Source organism: Roseovarius sp. MMSF_3298, from assembly GCF_030733705.1.
GTDB classification, from domain to species: domain Bacteria; phylum Pseudomonadota; class Alphaproteobacteria; order Rhodobacterales; family Rhodobacteraceae; genus Roseovarius; species Roseovarius confluentis.
The window spans coordinates 228627-247249 of the sequence record NZ_JASHIN010000001.1 but is presented as its reverse complement, the minus strand read 5'-3'; the positions used below and the strand labels follow the sequence as shown (position 1 = coordinate 247249).

Below are 18623 nucleotides of genomic sequence, written 5' to 3'. Positions count from 1 at the left end.
ATCGAAGCGCTGACTTCACCCAATCGCCAGCCCGGGGGGCGGCCCCCCTTTCGGCGGTTGCTTGCAACCGCCTTTCGGTCAGCGGGCGATCGCGCGGCGGCGCGCAGGGCGCGCCTTGATTCCGCGCGGCGCTTAGGCCGACCGTTTCAACTCCGCAACCAGCTTGTCGTAGTGCGCCTTGGTCAGCTCGTCGGTGTCGGTATAGGGTTTCGAGGCCAGGAAACTGCGCTCGAACAGGGTGTCGTAGGTCAGGCGCGGGCCGAGCGCATGTTTGCCGGCGCCGTCCTCGCCCAGACCCTCACCATGATGCCGCGCGACCGACAGGGCGTTCTGCATCCAGTTGAGGCAGTTGATCGCGGTGAAAGGATCGTTGACGCCGGGGGAGAGTGCGCGGGCCAGCACCTCGACCAGTTCATCGACGAGAAAGAGCACGTTCTGATGCTCGGTCTTGCTGGTGCCTAGCGCGTAGCAGTCGCGCAGCTCCGCGATATCCTCGTCCGACAGCGCGTCGCGTGACCAGACGGACATCACGGGCGTAAAGGAACTGACGAAGTCGCCAGGCTGCTGTTCGATCCGCAGGGTCCAGTCGTCGCGGTCGGTCAGCTGCTCGACCTTTCCGTAGTTCAGCGTGCGGATGTAGCCGGCGGAGTTCATGGTGATCCGGTGGTCGGGGTCACGGTCGGGATAGGCCAACTCGCGGCGCTTGTCGCGGGCGTCCTCGGCGTCGATGATGGCCTTGATCTCGGTTTCCAGCCGCTGGCCCAGGCCGGCGGTGATGTTGCCGACGTTGATCGTTTCGGGGACGTGGTGCACGAAATAGATCATGGTGAAGACCGCGATGATGCAGCCCAACATCGCCAGCAACATGGAATATTGCGGCACGAAGGCTTCGATTTCGGCGGTTTCGGACGGGTCCTGCACGGCGCGCAGGATCAGAAGGGCATAGACGAAGGTGGAAATCAGGATGCCGAGGCTGATCTGATTGCCCCGGTTGCGCATGAAATTCCCGATCAGGCGCGGGCCGTAATTGCCGGCGGCAAAGGACACCGCGACCATTGTCATGGAAAACATAACGCCGGTGACGCCGATCACCGACGTGGCAATGGTCGACAGCGTGCTGCGCGCGCCGTCGACCTGAGTGTCGATCAGGGTTTCGGGAAGCTGGTAAGGCAGGATCTCGGCGTTGTGGTCGAGCCATTCCGACCCGTAGGCCAGAAGGATCGCGAACAACACCATGTTGGCCGGAATGAACCAGTAGCTGGCGCGTACGTCCTGCGCCAGTTTGAGCAAGAGCGCCCGTTTGTTCATTCAGTTCTTCCCTGGAGGTCGGACCCCGGGACCTGCTTCAGCCGATACCGATAAACGAAAGAATGGCAACGACGATGACAACAAGGCCGACGATATAGATGATATTGTTCATGGGTCTTCTACTCCGGTTTGCCGGGCGGGCACAATTGGCGTGCCCGCTCGTGGCGTGCAGGAAGGTAACTGCACCCGGAGCGGGAAAGTTCCCGAAGACGTGATCAAAGCGTGAGGATGGTCGAGCCGGTGGTTTCCCGCGCCTCGAGCGCGCGATGCGCCTCGGCGATATCCTCGAGCTTCCATGTCTGGCCGATATTCACCTTCACGTCGCCCGACTGCACCTTTGAAAAGAGGTGCTTTGCCATGTCCTGGCAGCGTTCGTGATCGGCCAGGAAGGTGAAGAGCGTGGTGCGCGTCAGCTTGAGCGAGCCTTTCTGTGCGAGGGTCAGCAGGCTGACCGGCTCGACCGGGCCCGAGGCGTTGCCGAAGGACATCATCATGCCCAAGGGCTTCAGGCAGTCGAGCGAACGGTCGAACGTGTCCTTGCCGACGCCGTCCATCACCACGTCGACGCCCTTGTCATCGGTCAGTTTCTTGACTTCGGCCACGAAATCCTCGGTGCGGTAGTTGATGCAGGCCGACGCGCCGTTATCGACCGCCAGCTTGCATTTCTCGTCCGTCCCGGCGGTGCCGATCAGGGTGATCCCCTCGGAGCGGGCCCATTGGCAGGCCAGCAGGCCCACACCGCCGGCGGCGGCGTGAAACAGCACGGTGTCGCCCTTTTTCAGCGGCGAGACCCGGTGAAAGAGGTATTCCACCGTCATGCCCTGCAGCATGATCGAGGCGGCGTCCTCGAACGGGATGTCGTCGGGCAGGGGGCAGACCTGTGCGGCGGGCATGACGCGGGCCTCGGAATAGGCACCGGGGGGCGTGGCGGCATAGGCGGCGTGCTGGCCCACTTGCAGATGCGTGACACCTTCGCCCACGGCCTCGATGATGCCCGCGGCCTCCATCCCGAGGGCATGGGGCAGCTCCAGCGGGTAAAGCCCGGTGCGCTGGTACACGTCGATGAAGTTCAGCCCGCAAGCCACATGGGCGATGCGCACCTCGCCGGGGCCGGGATCGCCCACCTCGCGGTCAACGAGCTTGAGATTGTCCGGACCGCCGAACTCTTCGATGATGATGGTGCGTGCCATTGTGGTCTCTCCTTGCTTGTCATGCGCGGCCGTCATGGAATGCGCCGCACACGTCTTGTCGGGCACCTAGCCCGCTTGACGGGGATCGCCCATGCGAATTGCAAACGCGGTCAGGTTTCGGGCGCGTCATTGGCCGCGTCGCCACCGTCCGCCTGCTTTTCCTGGAATTTCTTGACCCGGTTCAGCAGGTGCGCGCGCGCCGCCATGTTGGCGCGGCGCACCCGCATCGAGGTCAGGAACGCCTCTTCGGCGGATTGGGACGTGGCGCCGAGGATGCCGACGATCTCGGAAATGACGCCATCGTCGCCGGAGGCATCCACGTACTTGATGACCTTGAGCGCCAGTTCGTCTGCCAGATCCTCGGTCACGCCCATGGGCTTATCTCGTGGTCTCGGTCAGGCGGCGTTTGACGTAATCGCTGACGGTGTCGATCATCGTCTCCATGTGCGGCTCTTCGAAGAAGTGCCCCGAGCCCTCGACCTGTTCGTGGGTGATGGTGATGCCCTGCTGTTCATGCAGTTTGCCCACCAGCGACTGGGTGTCGGCCGGCGGCGCCACGCGGTCGGCGCTGCCGTTGATGATCAGGCCGGAGGACGGGCAGGGGGCGAGGAACGAGAAGTCGTACATGTTGGCCGGTGGCGACACGGACACGAAGCCGGTGATCTCGGGGCGGCGCATCAAGAGCTGCATCCCGATCCACGCGCCGAAGGAAAAGCCCGCGACCCAGCAATGTTTCGAGTTGGCGTTCATCGACTGAAGGTAGTCGAGCGCCGAGGCGGCATCGGAAAGTTCGCCCACGCCCTGGTCATATTCGCCCTGGCTGCGTCCCACGCCGCGAAAGTTGAAGCGCAGGACGGTGAAGCCCAGCTTGTGGAACGCGTAATGCAGGTTGTAGACCACCTTGTTGTTCATCGTGCCCCCGAATTGCGGGTGCGGGTGCAGGATGATGGCAATCGGCGCGTCGCGCTCGCGTTGCGGGTGGTAGCGGCCTTCCAGGCGGCCCTCGGGGCCGGGAAAGATGACCTCGGGCATGCGTGTCCCCTTGCATTTCGGCGCCGCTCAATTCTTGACGGAATTGATCAAGCACCTTAGAACAATTCTAAACAACCGTATGGATTCTGCGGCTTCAAGCGAGATAGGGGGTTGATTGACCAAGGTCAATCACTTCCCCGCCTGTCAAGCCCCTGAAGCGCCGGTATTTTGGGGGGAAACGATGAAACTGAGCACCAAGGGGCGTTACGCGATGGTGGCGCTGGTCGATATCGCGCTGCAGGAAAAGGACGGGCTGGTGACGCTGAGCGACATCTCGGGGCGGCAGAGCATTTCCTTGCCCTACCTGGAACAGCTGTTCGTCAAGCTACGCCGCGCCGAGCTGGTGACGTCCGTGCGGGGCCCGGGCGGCGGCTACAAGCTGGCGCGGCCCGCCTCCGAGATCCGGGCGGTGGATATCCTGGCCGCGGTGGACGAGACGATCGACGCGATGCACAAGGGCGCGGGCGCGTCGGGAGCGACTAGCGGCTCGCGGGCGCAGAGCATGACCAACCGGCTGTGGGAGGGGTTGAGTGCGCAGGTCTACGTGTTCCTGCACCAGACCCGGCTGAGCGACGTGGTGGGCAACTCGCTGGCGCCGTGTCCCGCGGTGCCGTCTCTGTTTGCCGTCGTGGACGAGGAATGAGGGCGCCTTCGGAGACAGGTTTTGCGCCGCGTTCCGCGTCGCGGTGGGCGGGGGCCCTGGCCCCAACGTCGAAACGGTGTTTCGACGACCCCCGGGATATTCATGGCCAACAGAAGAGGGGAACGGTTTGAGCCGGGTGTACCTCGATTACAATGCGACGGCGCCTTTGCGGGCCGAGGCGCGGGAGGCGATGATCGCGGCGATGGATATCGTCGGCAATCCGTCGTCGGTGCATGGCGAGGGGCGGACGGCCAAGGCGCTGGTGGAGCGGGCGCGGGGCCAGGTGGCCGCTGCCGTGGGATGCAAGCCGCAGGAGGTGGTGTTCACCTCGGGCGCGACCGAGGCGGCGCGGGTGCTGGCGGGCTTCGATACCGTGGAGGTTCAGGCGACCGCCCATGACGCGCTGTGGGCGTATCACGCGCCGGGCGATGGAGCACCGATCGTGCGCGCGATGGGGCTGGCCAATTCCGAGACCGGAATCGTGACGCAGCCCGAGACCGGCGGAGATCTGCTGCTTCTGGATATCACGCAAGCCGTGGGCCGCCTGCCATTTTCCTTTGCCTGGTCCGGGGCGGACATGGCGGTTATGTCAGCGCACAAGCTGGGCGGGCCCAAGGGCGTCGGTGCGCTGATCGTGCGGCAGGGGCTGGATATCCCAACGCTGAGCCTTGGCGGCGGGCAGGAGATGGGCCGCCGGTCGGGGACCGAGAACATCATCGGCATCGCCGGGTTCGGCGCTGCGGCGGAAGCGGCGCAGCGCGATCTGGAGGCGGGCGCATGGGACCGGGTGAAAAAACTTAGAAGGATTCTAGAAAACGCTATTGAGGAATCCGCCCCAGCGACTATTTTTGTCGGGAAATCCGATGACCGGCTGCCGAACACGTCCTGCTTCATCACACCCGGCTGGAAGGGTGAGACGCAGGTGATGGCGATGGACCTTGCGGGGTTCGCGATATCGGCCGGTTCGGCCTGTTCCAGCGGCAAGGTCAAGGCCAGCCGCGTGCTGGCGGCGATGGGGTTCGACGAGCGAGAGGCGGCCAGCGCCGTCCGGGTCTCGCTGGGCCCCGACACGAGCGAAGACGACGTTGTGGCCTTTGCGCAAGCCTGGGCCAGACAACATGAAAAATTCCGCGCCCGTGCGGCGTGAGAGATAACCGAGGAGGTGGCCCAATGGCGGCACTGGACGAAACCCAAGTCAAGGAAGGCGTCGACAAGGAAACCGTCGATGCGGTGCGCGACATCAGCACGTATAAATACGGCTGGGAAACCGACATCGAGATGGAATACGCGCCCAAGGGCCTGACGCCGGAGATCGTCAAGCTGATCTCGGAAAAGAACGGCGAGCCCGAGTGGATGACCGAGTGGCGTCTGCAGGCCTACGAACGCTGGCTGCAGAAGGAAGAGCCCGACTGGGCCATGGTCGACTACCCGCAGATCGACTTTCAGAACCAGTATTACTATGCCCGGCCCAAGAGCATGGAGCAAAAGCCCAAGTCGCTGGACGAGGTCGATCCCAAGCTGCTGGAAACATATGAAAAGCTAGGCATCCCGCTGAAGGAACAGATGATCCTGGCCGGGGTCGAAGGGGCCGAGGAGGCGCCTGCGGAGGGCCGCAAGGTGGCCGTGGACGCGGTCTTTGACTCCGTGTCCGTCGGCACGACCTTTCAGAAGGAATTGGAAAAGGCCGGCGTGATCTTCTGCTCGATCTCCGAGGCCATCCGCGAGCATCCCGAACTGGTGAAGAAGTACCTCGGTTCGGTCGTGCCCGTCAGCGACAACTTCTATGCGACGCTCAATTCGGCTGTCTTCTCGGACGGGTCGTTCGTCTATGTCCCGCCGGGCGTGCGCTGCCCGATGGAGCTGAGCACGTATTTCCGCATCAATGCCGAGAATACCGGCCAGTTCGAGCGCACGCTGATCATCGCCGACAAGGGCTCTTACGTCAGCTACCTCGAAGGCTGCACCGCGCCGCAGCGGGACACCAGCCAGCTGCACGCCGCCGTCGTCGAGATCATTGTCGAGGAAGACGCCGAGGTGAAGTATTCCACGGTGCAGAACTGGTTCCCCGGCGACGAGGAAGGCAAGGGCGGCATCTACAACTTCGTCACCAAGCGCGCCGATTGCCGGGGCGACCGGGCGAAGGTGATGTGGACGCAGGTGGAAACCGGCTCTGCCGTGACGTGGAAGTACCCGTCCTGCATCCTGCGCGGCGACGACAGCCAGGGCGAGTTCTATTCCATCGCCATCACCAACAACTGGCAGCAGGCCGATACCGGCACGAAGATGATCCATCTGGGCAAGAACACCAAGAGCCGGATCGTGTCGAAAGGCATCAGTGCGGGTCACGCGCAGAACACCTATCGCGGGCTTGTCTCGATGCATCCCAAGGCCAAGGACAGCCGCAACTACACGCAATGCGACAGCTTGCTGATTGGCTCGGAATGCGGGGCGCACACGGTGCCGTATATCGAGGTCAAGAACAACTCGTCCCGGGTGGAGCACGAGGCGACCACGTCGAAGGTCGATGACGATCAGTTGTTCTATTGCCGCCAGCGCGGCATGGACGAGGAAGAGGCCGTGGCGCTGGTGGTGAACGGGTTCTGCAAGGACGTGCTTCAGGCGCTGCCGATGGAGTTCGCCATGGAAGCGCAGCAACTGGTGGCGATCTCGCTGGAAGGCAGCGTGGGATGACCGAAGGGTGCCGGACACCCGAGGCGACCCGGAGCCGGCTGCCGAGGCTTGGCCATTCGGGGCGCCTGCGGTCCGGCACCCGGACATTTACCATGCTGCTGCTTGGCCATTTCCTGGTGTTCGTCCTTGCGATGAGCCATGACGAAATCGCCCTGCAGGCCGTCGAGACTGGCTGGATCCGACCGGGTCGGGGAGAACTCGCCGAACTGGGAATAGGGCTGGTTCTGTTCGTGATCTGGGGGTGGCTGAGCGTGCACCTCGTCGGAATCCTTAATGGAGCGCGGGCGGCTTCGCACGACGAAACGGAGTGATAAAATGATCATCACGACGACGAATAACATCGAAGGGCGCAAGATCATCGACTACCGCGGCATCGTGGTGGGCGAGGCGATCATGGGGGCGAATGTCTTCCGCGATTTCTTTGCCCAGGTGACGGATATCGTCGGTGGTCGCTCGGGCGCTTACGAGACCAAGCTGCAGGATGCCCGCGACACCGCCATGCGCGAGCTGAAAGAGCGCGCCAAGGCCGCGGGTGCAAATGCCGTGGTGGGCGTCGATCTGGACTACGAGGTCGTGGCGGATTCCATGCTTATGGTTTCGGCCAGCGGGACGGCGGTGGTGCTGGACTGACATGAGCCCGACCGCCACCATATCGCGGCCCGAGCTGACCCTGCCGGAGGCCGAAGCGGAGGTGCTGCGCGCGGCCTACGCAGGCGCGGACGTGATCCTGGAATACGGGTCGGGCGGGTCGACCGTGATGGCGGGCGAGATGCCGGGCAAGCGAGTCTACTCGGTGGAAAGCGACAAGGACTGGGCGCTGATGATGCGCGGCTGGTTCGAGGAAAATGCGCCCGCGAAAGGCACCGAGGTGGACGTGATCTGGTCCGACATCGGACCGACGAAGGAGTGGGGCTATCCGACCGATGCGGGGCACTACATGCGCTATCCGCGATACCCGCTGGAGGTCTGGGACCTGACCGAATTCCGCCAGCCCGACGTGGTGCTGGTGGATGGGCGGTTCCGCACGGGCTGCGTCATGGCCACGGCGCTGCGCACCGAGCGACCGGTGCAGGTGTTCGTCGACGACTACAAGCGGCGCAAGCAGTACCACGTGGTCGAGAATTTCATTGGCGCCCCAAGGATGACGGGGCGCATGGCGGGGTTCGAGGTGGAACCGCTGACCCTGCCGCAAAACGAACTGATGAACGTGATCGAGATGATGCTGCGCCCGTGAGGCGCCAGCGACAGGAAAAAGGAGAGAAAGATGTTGGAGATCAAAGGCCTGAAGGTCGATCTTGAAGACGAGGACAAGACCATCCTGAAAGGCGTGGACCTGACCGTCGAGGCGGGCAAGGTGCACGCGATCATGGGGCCCAACGGTTCGGGCAAGTCGACGCTGAGCTATGTTCTGTCGGGCCGTGACGGCTATGAGGTGACCGGCGGGACGGCCACGCTGGAAGGCGAGGACATCCTGGACATGGAGCCCGAAGCGCGCGCCGCGGCGGGGCTTTTCCTGGCGTTCCAATATCCGGTCGAGATTCCCGGCGTGGGCAACATGACCTTCATGCGCACCGCGCTGAACGCGCAGCGCAAGGCGCGCGGGCAGGACGAGATCAGCGCCGCCGATTTCCTGAAGCTGGTGCGCGAAAAGGCCGCCACGCTGGAGATGAGCAACGACATGCTGAAGCGCCCGGTGAACGTGGGCTTCTCGGGCGGTGAGAAGAAGCGCAACGAGATCCTGCAAATGGCGGTTCTGGAACCGAAAATGTGCATCCTGGACGAGACCGACTCGGGCCTGGACGTGGACGCGATGAAGCTGGTGTCGCAGGGCGTGAACGCGCTGCGGGACGCGGGCCGTGGCTTCCTGGTGATCACGCACTACCAGCGCCTGCTGGATCACATCAAACCCGACGTGGTGCACATCATGTCCGATGGCCGCATCGTGAAGACCGGCGGGCCGGAACTGGCCCTCGAGGTCGAGAAGAACGGGTATGCCGACATCAAGGCGGAGGTGGCGTAATGGCCTTGCCCCAAGCGAAACAGGACGCCACCGAGGCGCGCCTTGCCGCGCTGAGCCTGCCCGACGCGTCGGGCTGGACGAAAGCGCCGCGCGAGGATGCGCTGGCGCGGCTGCGGGCCGCGGGCCTGCCGCATCGGCGTGACGAGTACTGGAAATTCACCCGCCCCGACACGCTGGTCGACGCGGAGGTGCCCAAGGCCGCCGTGTTCGAGAGCGACGAGACGCAGGTGTTCGACGATGTCGATCGCCTGAGCATCGTGTTCCGGGACGGCGTGTTCGACGCCGAGGCCAGCGACGACCTGAGCCTTGAAGGCGTGAAGATCGACCGCCTGGCCGAGGCCGGGAAGGCCGATATTCATTGGGCCAAGGATCTGTACGGGACGCTGGAAACCAATGGCCAGACGCCCGTGGCGCGGCCCCTGGCGACGCTCAACACCGCCGCCGCGACAGATGGCGTGCTGATCCACGTGACCGGCAAGGCCAGCAAGCCGATCAACCTGATTTATCACCACGAATCCGAGACGTCTGACGCGATCCTGCACCATGTCATCAAGCTGGATGCCGGTGCCGAGCTGACCGTGCTGGAAAACGGCCCCGCCGCCGCGCGGTTCAACAAGGTGATGGAGGTCGACGTGGCCGACACCGCCGCGTTCAACCACGTGCGCACACAAGGCCGCGACCACGAGCGCCGCGCCGTCACGCATATTTTCGCGCGGCTGGGACGGGAAAGCGCGTTCAAGTCCTTTACCATGACCGCCAATGGCGTGCTGACGCGCAACGAATGCGTGATCGAGCTGACCGGCGACGACGCCATCGCGCATGTCGCGGGCGCCTGCGTGGGAGACGGGGATTTTCACCACGACGATACCGTCTTCATCACCCATGACGCCGAGAATTGCGAAAGCCGGCAGGTGTTCAAGAAGGTCCTGCGCAACGGCGCCACGGGCGTCTTCCAGGGCAAGATCCTGGTGAAGGAAGGCGCGCAGAAGACCGACGGCTACCAGATCAGCCAGTCGCTGCTTCTGGATGGAGACAGCGAGTTCCTGGCCAAGCCGGAGCTTGAGATCTATGCCGACGACGTGGCCTGTTCGCACGGCTCGACCTCGGGCGCGATCGACGAAGAGGCGCTGTTTTACCTGCGCGCGCGGGGCGTGCCCAAGTCCATCGCGACCGACCTTCTGACGCTGGCTTTCCTGGCCGAGGCCGTGGAAGAGATCGAGGACGAGGGCCTGCGCGACGGGATCGTCGAGCGCCTTGAAGGCTGGCTGGTGCGGCGGCGCGGCTGATGCCGGTCACCACCGATATCGTGGCCGCATATCGTGGCCCGCGAACGGTGTTCCGTCGCCTGCTGGCGATGGGCGCGAACGAAGGGCGTGCGCTGGCCATCGTGATGGCCGGCTGCGCGGTCTTCTTCATATCCGAGTGGCCGCGCCTGGCGCGCGAGGCGCATCTAACCGGGCAGGAGCTGAACCCGCTGCTGGGCGGGTCGCTGATGGCCTGGATCTTCATCGCGCCGCTGGTGTTCTATGCCATCGGCACGCTGAGCCAGTTTGTCTTGCGGATCTTTGGCGGCACCGCCTCGGGCTATGCCGCGCGTCTGGCGCTGTTCTGGGCGTGGCTGGTGGCCAGCCCGATCAAGCTTTTGCACGGTCTGGTGGCCGGTTTCATCGGACCCGGACCGGGCTTGACGGCGGTGGGTGCGATATGGCTGCTGGCGTTTCTTTGGGTGTGGGCGTCGGACCTGCGCGAAGCCGGATGGGGGCAGACATGAACACGACCGTGCTGAAACCCCTGTTCGTGACGACCATCCGGAACCCGCGCGGTGCCGCCGAACGGGCGATTGCCCTGAATTGGCCCGCCCAGGCGCTGTGGACCGCGCTGACGTTGATCTCTGTCGTGACCTCTGCCGTGGTCGCGGCGCTGGTCCAGGCCGCGCCGTTGCCCGAAGGTGATCTGGGCAGGCTGCTGGAGGCGTCGCCGGTCTATAGCTCGCCGTTGATCTTTGCCGCCACGCAATGGGCGCGGGCGGTTTTCTCGGTCTTCATGCTGTTCTGGATCGGCCGTGCGCTAGGTGGACGGGGCACGGTGCCCGACATCCTGGCGGTGATCACGCTGTTGCAGGCGGTCAGCTTCGTGATGGTGGCGGGCTTTACCATCGTTGGGCTGGTCATCCCGTTTCTGTCGTCGCTGGGCCTCTTGGTCTTCATCGTCTGGTGGATGTGGGCGGTGTCCAACATGCTGGACGTGGCGCATGGCTTCGACAGCCCGCTCAAGGCGTTCGGCGTGATGGTGATTGCGATCTTCGGCGTCGTGGTGGGGCTGTCCATCATCATGGGCGTTATCGGCGGCCTCTTCGCCGCAACGACAGGAGCAGTTTGAGATGTACGATATCGACGCGATCCGCCGGGACTTTCCTATCTTGTCGCGCGAGGTAAACGGCAAGCCGTTGGTCTACCTGGACAATGGGGCCAGCGCGCAGAAACCGCAGGTCGTGATCGACGCGATCACCACGGCCTATGCCGAGGAATATGCCAACGTCCACCGGGGGCTGCATTACCTCAGCAACCTGGCGACCGAGAAATACGAGGGCGTGCGCGGTATTATCGCACGGTTCCTGGGCGTGGCGGATGAAGACCAGATCGTGCTGAATTCCGGCACCACCGAGGGAATCAACATGGTCGCCTATGGCTGGGCCATGCCGCGGATGCAGGCGGGCGACGAGATCGTCCTGTCGGTGATGGAGCACCACGCCAACATCGTGCCCTGGCATTTCCTGCGCGAACGGCAGGGCGTGGCGCTGAAATGGGTCGATACGGACAGCACCGGCGCGCTGGACCCGCAAAAGGTGATCGACGCCATCGGGCCGAAAACGAAACTGGTGGCGCTCACGCACCTGTCGAACGTTCTGGGCACCAAGGTGGATATCAAGGCGATCACCGATGCCGCCCATGAAAAGGGCGTGCCGGTGCTTGTCGATGGCAGCCAGGCGGCGGTGCATATGCCGGTCAACCTCGACGAGCTGGGCGTGGATTTCTACGCCATCACCGGGCACAAGCTTTATGGCCCCTCCGGATCGGGCGCGATTTTCGTCAAGAAAGAGCGCCTTGCCGAGATGCGCCCCTTCATGGGCGGCGGCGACATGATCCGCGAGGTTTCCAAGGACGAAGTGACCTATGCCGACCCGCCGATGAAGTTCGAGGCCGGCACGCCCGGCATCGTGCAGACCATCGGGCTGGGTGTGGCGCTGGAGTACATGATGGGGTTGGGGATGGAGAACATCGCCGCCCACGAGGACCGGCTGCGCGACTATGCCGTGGGCCGCTTGGGCGGTCTGAACTGGTTGCAGGTGCAGGGGCAGACGCCGGACAAGGCGGCGATCTTTTCCTTCACGCTGGACGGCGCGGCGCATGCCCATGACATCTCGACCATCCTGGACAAGAAGGGCGTCGCGGTGCGCGCCGGCCACCACTGTGCCGGGCCGCTGATGGATCATATCGGACTGACGGCGACCTGCCGGGCGTCCTTTGGGCTCTATAATACAGAGGCCGAGGTCGATGCGTTGGTCGATGCGCTGGAACTGGCGCACGAGCTGTTCGCCTGACAATCCGGTTCATTTGAACCAATGACCTTGGTGGGCCGACCCATGGCCGGAACACCAAGGAGATCATCATGTTCAAGTTTCGCACCACCATTCTCGTCGCCCTTGCGGGCGCAACCCTGTCGGCCTGCACCGAGGCGCCCACGGCTCAGAGTCGGGCCGCGATCACGCCGGACCCGATCCTGACCAAGTATGACAGCGATGGGGGTGGTGGCGGCTGTCCCGGCGGCAGCCAGCAAGGCACCGCCGGCGGCTCTGATGAGTGCCTGCCGGACACCTATCCGCAAACCCCGCCCAGAACCCCGGGCCAGCCCCAAAGGGGCGGCGGAGGCAACCCCGGTGGAGGGAATCAGGGCGGCGCGCGTCCCTGAACCGTCCGGCCCGGGCGCATCCGCCCGGGCCTAGACACCAGCGGCAGCCTGCGCCATATCGCGGAGTTTTTCACCGTTGCGGCACTGGACCGAGGCGGTTGTTGTTCGCGCAGGCCCCTGTAGCCCAGCTGGACGGAGCGCTGCCCTCCGAAGGCAAGCACCTATCGGCAACTCCTTGTTCTTCATGGATAAAAAAACACATGAAAACAGACTTGTCCTGAAATGGTCCTGAAACTCTCCTGTTGCGCCCGGTTTTTGGACACGGTAGTAAACGCTCGTCGGTCTCATAGCTCAGCTGGATAGAGCGCTACCCTCCGAAGGTAGAGGTCCCAGGTTCGAATCCTGGTGAGATCGCCAAGTTCCCAACGCTTGAAAATTGATTATGTAGCGCCAGCAATCTTTGATTTAGAGCGCAGGGTTGAGCTTTGCTGCGTGAGCGATGAAGTGGTCCGTTCCAGACTGGTTGGAGCGGAACGCGATTAGTGAGAATCGTTGACTTTGCGGCGTGGTGTGGTGATCGTTAATTGTTCACAAAGATGAAAAGCGTTGTTTCCAGCGCTCAAATAACAATCTCAGTTGACATGTCGCGCGTAAGATAGAGATGTTTGGTAATATCTTGTTGATTGAAGCGACATGAAGCGAGAATCATAAGTAATCTTAACCATTGATGTTAGAAAAATTGGGTGAAAAATGATGTTCAACTATGATCCGGGAACGCAAGCGGGTGAGATCGCCTCGAAGGGCTACGCTCATTTGAAAGGCGTCTTGACTGACGACTTTCGGAATTATCTTCAAACCTTTCTGGACGCTGCGATGACAGAAGCGTCGAATGAAAGCGATGACTGGAAGATCAAAGGCAAGAAAAGACAGTTTGTATTCGAGTTTCCTTCGGACGAAGCGGCGGAGGAATTTCGCAAGGGAATGGCCAAGCTTACCGGCATCGCAGAGAAAGACTTTACGATATCCGAGCGGCATCTGAAGGTCTATGACGATGCGGCAAATCCCTATCCGGCGCCGCACAAGGATCGTTCGGCCTCTCACTTTTCGATCGGTCTGCCGGTCCGGATGTCGGAGGGATCGACTGTTTGTGTCTTCCCGAGCCTTAAGGCTGGGCCGAACACCGAACCGAAAGCGGTGTTTCTTGAAGAAGGTGACCCCGAGAAGATCCGAGCGCTTTATGACGGCCCGGAGGCCCGGATGCTGAACGAAAGCTTGGGCGATGTTGTCGCTTTTCTTGGTTCCAGCCTTTACCATGAAAGAGTTAAGGCTGCCGGCACGGCGGTGCTGTACATCAAGGTTAACGACGATGGCTCTGATCCCTTGCGGGAAAACATATACGCGAGTTTGGCAGTGGCCGAATAAGGTACCTGCATCCGCCTAGGTCGACTGGAAGGTTTTGCTTAACCCGCGTGTTCTGCGGGTTAAGCCGTTTCTCGGGCAATTACTGGTCGGCTCGGATATGGTTGGTCGTGGCTTGTGCAGTCACGGCATCACGTCGGTCTTTAACAGGACCGGTCGAGAGCAACAGAGCGGCGACCACATTCGGCGTCCTCGTTGCATGAGAATACAGCACCTCTTTCGCGCGTCCTGAGCATGGTTTTGACACGCATGTGGCTGACTCGGATGATCGCTTTGTGTCGCGCGGGCAGGGCTGAGTATGTTATTGTGATCCCGTTTATAGCTAACTCCATTGCGGGTAATCCTGCCCTTGTCAGGGACCTTTTTCAAATTGGTGAGTCCTATGCACATTCTGCGCCCATTGCTTCTCACTTCCATGATGCTTGCAGGACCCGAAGCCAGCGCGGAGCAAGGTCTACCGACGTTCCGGCTTGGGGTACAAACTCATTTCGAGCAAGGTTGGCCGACACACCTTATTGATCGCGCAGCAGACCTCGGCGCGGTCTCGGTGCGCGACGAAATCAACTGGCGCAAGACCGAGACGACGAAGGGCATTTACGATTTTTCGGTCGCCGACCAGTACATAGAGCCTTTGATCGAAGCCGGCATCAAGCCTTTCATCGTATTTACGGGCCGAAACCCTTTATACGATGGCGGGCAAACGCCCTATTCCGATGAAGGTATTGCAGGATTGGCAAACTTCATCAGTGCGATTTACACCCATTACGGTGCAGAAAACTTGACGGTCGAGATCGGAAACGAGGTGAATTCCGATGATTTCGTAACGGGTCCTTTCGCGGAAGATAAGCCAGGGAACCTTGCTGCGGTCGTTCGGGCCGTGGACGAAAAACTGGCACAGGATAATCCAGGCGCGGAGATTGTCTGCACAGGATTGAATACGATCGCGATGGAGTTCTACCGCGATTTTTTTCGGGCAGGGGGGTTGCTGGCCTGCGACGGCATTTCGTTCCATCCCTATCGCGATTTCCCTGAAACGCTGCGCGTCGAAATTGATCGACTGAAGGACCTGATGCAGCTTTTCGGGGGGGAAAAACCGCTTTACGCGACGGAATTCGGTATCTGGCTGGACGATCCGGAAGACGCGCCGGACTACATGAGCAAGATGGTGATCGAACTTGCATCCGCCGGCGTGCGTGAAGCGCACTGGTATGCGCTGACCGACGAGCCTTGGTGGCCGAATATGGGATTGCTGGAAGAGGACGGTTCAACAGAAAAGCCTGCGGCGGACGCGTTTCGCTTTCTCCAGCAGACCCTGTTGCCGTTGGGGCGGCCGGTCTTGCGCAGTGATCTGCCGTCCGTCCGGGTTTTCGAATTCGGTTCAGACAGCAAAGCCTACGCAGTCTGGGGCGTGGGCGGTCGGTTGAAGGTCGACGGAGCGGCCGAGTTCTTTGACACGCGGGGTCGGCCTATCGACCGGGTAGAAGTGTTGACCGAAACTCCGATTTACGTGATCGGAGACAACATAGAGGTAACGGTAGCCTCCGCAGGGGTGGTGGCCGACAGTCTGTATCAGTTCAATCAATCGCCTTGGAGTTACCTGGTCCTTCGGGCCGGCAAGAGCCTGAGGCCTCTGGAAATCATTGACTGGGAGTGGACCAGCTATCGTGGTTCGCCTGACCTGGCTCCACTGGCCGTGCGGGACACCAGCATCACGATGGCGCGGTTTCACGGCAAGCCTTACCACGTCATAGAGCGATTCACCGCAAATGAGCCCGGCACGTATGCCGTCGAAGGGTGGTGGAAGACGACAGACGATTCCGAACCGTCCCGCCTGATCATCCGACACAACCGGAACATCGTTGCGGAGGCGCCAAAGCTGTCTTCGGATCCGTACGATCTCGATCATTTCGAACTTATCCTGGAAGCAGGTGACGTCATCGATTTCGAACTGGTTCCAACGGGGCCCTCGGGGGATAGCTCGGTGCGGCGACGTATCCAGGTGCTTCGGCTGTCAGCAGAAGAATGACGCAGCGTGTGGTCCCGTTTCAAGGCGACTCCTCAGTCGATCGCCGGGCTTTTCTGCAATCTGGCAGCCAAGGAGGTTGGCTCGGAAAGCTTAATTTCTTCCCGTACGTGGTGATTCGATTGAGCAGGCCCGAATGCCCGCTCGCTCTTCTTGTTGTGTGAATAAGGGACCACGTCGGCGGATGACTCGCTTACACAAGTCAAAAAGAAGTTTGTTTCTCAATAGGAAACAGAGGGCTAATGTCGGAAGAATTGTTTCGTTAATGTGAACAAATATTTTTATTCAAGGGCTTAGAGGGCAAACGCTAAGATTATCAAAACCCAAGTCATGGCACATCCGGCAACGACCGAAATTCTGAGCGTGCGTTTGCCAAACGGAACACACTGTCGACTGGACCGGTACGTAGCCTGTTGCTTCGAAGGCCAGTTTTCAAGCTTGGTGTGATCTTGTATGTCCATGCCGCGTTGTAACTCTCATGTGCAACAAAATAACTATTTTTTACGTTACCCGCGATTTACCGCAAGATTTGGCCGATGGCGCATGTCACGCGCGTGATGTCCGACCGCTTATTTTCTGGTCACTTCCAGCACCAGGATAGTCCAAACGGTGTATGCGTTTCATCGCGTAGACGCTTGCCGAGTGTAGGGCAAACAATTTTAGGTTGCAATGGTGTTTAGTCCTTCGTGCTTGTGCTGCGGTCCTTTCTGAATTGGCTGGTCAGCATTCGCCGGATAGTGCCGTCAAGAACAAGGATCACGGGTGTGTAGAGGGCGACCATCGCAGAACCCAGGATCAAAACCCGCAGCAGGGCGGGAAGCTCTTGTGCAATCTCCATCCGCACCGCGAACAAGTGGCCGGCAACCGCCAGACCCAAAGCCGGCAGGATTCGCCAGCATCCTTTCAGAATCCGGGTCCAGTGGATGTTCGCAAAACGTTTCAGAATATACGCGTTGATGGCGAAAACGATTAGTGCAGCGGCAAGTTCGGACAGCGCGATCGCCACGATGCCGTAGCTTGCCGCGATCAGGATGCAGGACACGGTGATCATCGAGAATAGCAGGATTATACGGGGGAGGAGGTCGGCTCTTCCGGCCAGTGAAAGGACCGGGATCGACGCGTGGTTGGGAAGTCGGACGAGGCCGGCCAAAGCCAATATCTGAACCACGGGTCCCGCGGCGGCCCATTCGTCGCCCACCAGTCCGACGATCAGATCCTGTCCGAGGATTGCTATGACCACAAACACCGGCGTGGCACAGTAAAGCTGAACGCGGAAGAAGGTCTGCGACAATTCATCGAACTTCCCGATCCGGTTGCCTTCTTCGCTCTCGCGAGCCTTTCGGAAAAGCGACCACGAGAGGACTCGGACAGGCTCGCTGAAAATCTCTTCAAAGCCGCTGATAACGCGCTGTGCAGCTCGGAACAGGCCGACGGCCGTCGGCCCCACAAAGCCGCCGATGATGAATGTCGAGGCGTGGAGGCGCAAATTAAACAGGACTTTGGTCAGGATGATGTGCCTGGAAAAGCCCACCATGTCCTTGATCAGGGATACGTCTGTCGGAAGCTGCGGGCGTATCCCTGCACTTATGCCTGCCGATAGCGCCCACGTGACACCGTGGGCAACACGTCCAAAAGCGAGGGCCAGGATGCCATACCCTGCCAAGAGTCCCCAGATCGACACGACCAGGCTTGTGACCTCGCCCAGGACGGCGCAGACCGCGGCCGACTCCAGCCTGTCTTGCCAGTTCAGCACTCCGGCATAGGCGGCTGCCGTGGCGGAAAACACAACGCGGATCGACATGAACGCGGCAAGCAGGACCAAGTCGGGGGTATCGAAGAGCGGCCCCGCCAGTACCGCAATCGCTACACCCAATACCGACGCAGCGCATCCGCTGACGACGGCGATGGAGACCGCGCTTCCCATTTTTTCTTCGGCGGTTTCGTTCTGCATGATGTATTCAGCCCAGCCCGCCATGGACAGTTGCTCAAGTATCACCACGCAGGCCGCGACAAGCGCAAATACCCCGAATGCCGCCGGGTCAACCCATCGCGCGACAACGATAAAAACAACGAGCTGAATTGCCTGGATGACGACGCGCGACACTAGCGTCCAGGATCCGCCTCTTAATGCCGAAGCTGATTTGGCGCTAGTCCGGTGGGACTTGCTCATGAGAAAGTGTCTTTCATGATCACCTGAAGCTGAATTATTGTTTTATCTTAATAGCGTGCGGTCGTTAACACTGTTAGTATAAAGAAGCTGTCAGGTAGCGACGGTGCAGCTTGCAGAAGACAAATTTGGCAGATGCAAGCCGCTGGCATATGAAGATTTAATTGCTATCATGTTTTTTTCGCTGTGGATTTAATGATTCGAAATGTTCTTTGACGCCG

Annotated in this window: 19 protein-coding genes and 1 tRNA gene; 15 read left to right on the top strand and 5 right to left on the bottom strand. The window is 61.2% G+C overall.

What is annotated here, in order from left to right:
- Window positions 1-132 precede the first annotated feature (132 nt).
- The 4 genes from RBB18_RS01230 to RBB18_RS01215 form a co-directional block, all read right to left on the bottom strand.
- Window positions 133-1308 carry a DUF2254 domain-containing protein gene (locus tag RBB18_RS01230; protein WP_103761158.1) on the bottom strand — a complete coding sequence of 392 codons (1176 nt, stop codon included), beginning with the start codon at window positions 1306-1308 and terminating at the stop codon, window positions 133-135.
- A 215-nt stretch (window positions 1309-1523) separates the two neighbouring features.
- Window positions 1524-2498 carry a quinone oxidoreductase gene (locus RBB18_RS01225; protein WP_103761841.1) on the bottom strand — a complete coding sequence of 325 codons (975 nt, stop codon included), beginning with the start codon at window positions 2496-2498 and terminating at the stop codon, window positions 1524-1526.
- Window positions 2499-2608: 110 nt separating this feature from the next.
- Window positions 2609-2872, bottom strand: coding sequence for a hypothetical protein (locus RBB18_RS01220; RefSeq protein ID WP_103761159.1), 264 nt, complete (start codon window positions 2870-2872; stop codon window positions 2609-2611).
- Window positions 2873-2876: 4 nt separating this feature from the next.
- On the bottom strand, window positions 2877-3530 hold the full coding sequence (locus RBB18_RS01215; RefSeq protein WP_103761160.1) for an alpha/beta hydrolase: 654 nt from the start codon (window positions 3528-3530) through the stop codon (window positions 2877-2879).
- Window positions 3531-3711: 181 nt separating this feature from the next.
- Between RBB18_RS01215 and RBB18_RS01210 the strand changes: the two genes are divergently transcribed.
- The 15 genes from RBB18_RS01210 to RBB18_RS01140 all read left to right on the top strand — a co-directional run bounded on the left by RBB18_RS01210 (window position 3712) and on the right by RBB18_RS01140 (window position 16238).
- Entirely contained in the window at window positions 3712-4173 is a 462-nt protein-coding gene (locus tag RBB18_RS01210; protein ID WP_103761161.1) for an Rrf2 family transcriptional regulator, read from the top strand.
- A 127-nt stretch (window positions 4174-4300) separates the two neighbouring features.
- Window positions 4301-5320, top strand: coding sequence for a cysteine desulfurase family protein (locus RBB18_RS01205; protein ID WP_103761162.1), 1020 nt, complete (start codon window positions 4301-4303; stop codon window positions 5318-5320).
- Between the two features lie 23 nt (window positions 5321-5343).
- A complete protein-coding gene (sufB, locus tag RBB18_RS01200; protein WP_103761163.1) occupies window positions 5344-6864 on the top strand; it encodes a Fe-S cluster assembly protein SufB in 1521 nt (506 codons plus the stop codon).
- Complete coding sequence (locus RBB18_RS01195) at window positions 6861-7175, top strand: hypothetical protein (protein WP_103761164.1); 315 nt, start codon at window positions 6861-6863, stop codon at window positions 7173-7175. Before sufB ends, RBB18_RS01195 begins: the two co-directional genes overlap by 4 nt.
- Window positions 7176-7179: 4 nt before the next feature.
- Window positions 7180-7494 (top strand): heavy metal-binding domain-containing protein, encoded by a 315-nt coding sequence (locus RBB18_RS01190; protein WP_103761165.1) that lies wholly within the window; start codon window positions 7180-7182, stop codon window positions 7492-7494.
- 1 nt (window position 7495) lies between these two features.
- Window positions 7496-8098: a hypothetical protein gene (locus RBB18_RS01185; RefSeq protein ID WP_306111922.1), complete on the top strand. Its 603-nt coding sequence runs from the start codon at window positions 7496-7498 to the stop codon at window positions 8096-8098.
- A gap of 30 nt (window positions 8099-8128) precedes the next feature.
- Window positions 8129-8884, top strand: coding sequence for a Fe-S cluster assembly ATPase SufC (gene sufC, locus RBB18_RS01180; protein ID WP_306111923.1), 756 nt, complete (start codon window positions 8129-8131; stop codon window positions 8882-8884).
- Window positions 8884-10170: a Fe-S cluster assembly protein SufD gene (gene sufD / locus RBB18_RS01175; protein ID WP_103761168.1), complete on the top strand. Its 1287-nt coding sequence runs from the start codon at window positions 8884-8886 to the stop codon at window positions 10168-10170. Before sufC ends, sufD begins: the two co-directional genes overlap by 1 nt.
- Entirely contained in the window at window positions 10170-10655 is a 486-nt protein-coding gene (locus RBB18_RS01170; RefSeq protein WP_306111924.1) for a YIP1 family protein, read from the top strand. Before sufD ends, RBB18_RS01170 begins: the two co-directional genes overlap by 1 nt.
- Entirely contained in the window at window positions 10652-11263 is a 612-nt protein-coding gene (locus tag RBB18_RS01165) for a Yip1 family protein (protein WP_306111925.1), read from the top strand. Before RBB18_RS01170 ends, RBB18_RS01165 begins: the two co-directional genes overlap by 4 nt.
- Before the next feature lies 1 nt (window position 11264).
- Window positions 11265-12485 carry a cysteine desulfurase gene (locus RBB18_RS01160; protein ID WP_306111926.1) on the top strand — a complete coding sequence of 407 codons (1221 nt, stop codon included), beginning with the start codon at window positions 11265-11267 and terminating at the stop codon, window positions 12483-12485.
- Window positions 12486-12553: 68 nt separating this feature from the next.
- The gene (locus tag RBB18_RS01155; protein WP_306111927.1) at window positions 12554-12853 is read left to right on the top strand and encodes a hypothetical protein; all 300 of its coding nucleotides are present in this window, start codon (window positions 12554-12556) and stop codon (window positions 12851-12853) included.
- Window positions 12854-13133: 280 nt separating this feature from the next.
- Window positions 13134-13210: transfer RNA gene (locus tag RBB18_RS01150), tRNA-Arg, on the top strand.
- 333 nt (window positions 13211-13543) lie between these two features.
- The gene (locus RBB18_RS01145) at window positions 13544-14215 is read left to right on the top strand and encodes a hypothetical protein (RefSeq protein ID WP_306121231.1); all 672 of its coding nucleotides are present in this window, start codon (window positions 13544-13546) and stop codon (window positions 14213-14215) included.
- Window positions 14216-14594: 379 nt separating this feature from the next.
- Window positions 14595-16238 carry a hypothetical protein gene (locus RBB18_RS01140; protein ID WP_146049935.1) on the top strand — a complete coding sequence of 548 codons (1644 nt, stop codon included), beginning with the start codon at window positions 14595-14597 and terminating at the stop codon, window positions 16236-16238.
- A 673-nt stretch (window positions 16239-16911) separates the two neighbouring features.
- Here RBB18_RS01140 and RBB18_RS01135 read toward each other — a convergent pair.
- Entirely contained in the window at window positions 16912-18405 is a 1494-nt protein-coding gene (locus RBB18_RS01135; protein ID WP_306111929.1) for an oligosaccharide flippase family protein, read from the bottom strand.
- Window positions 18406-18623: the final 218 nt, after the last annotated feature.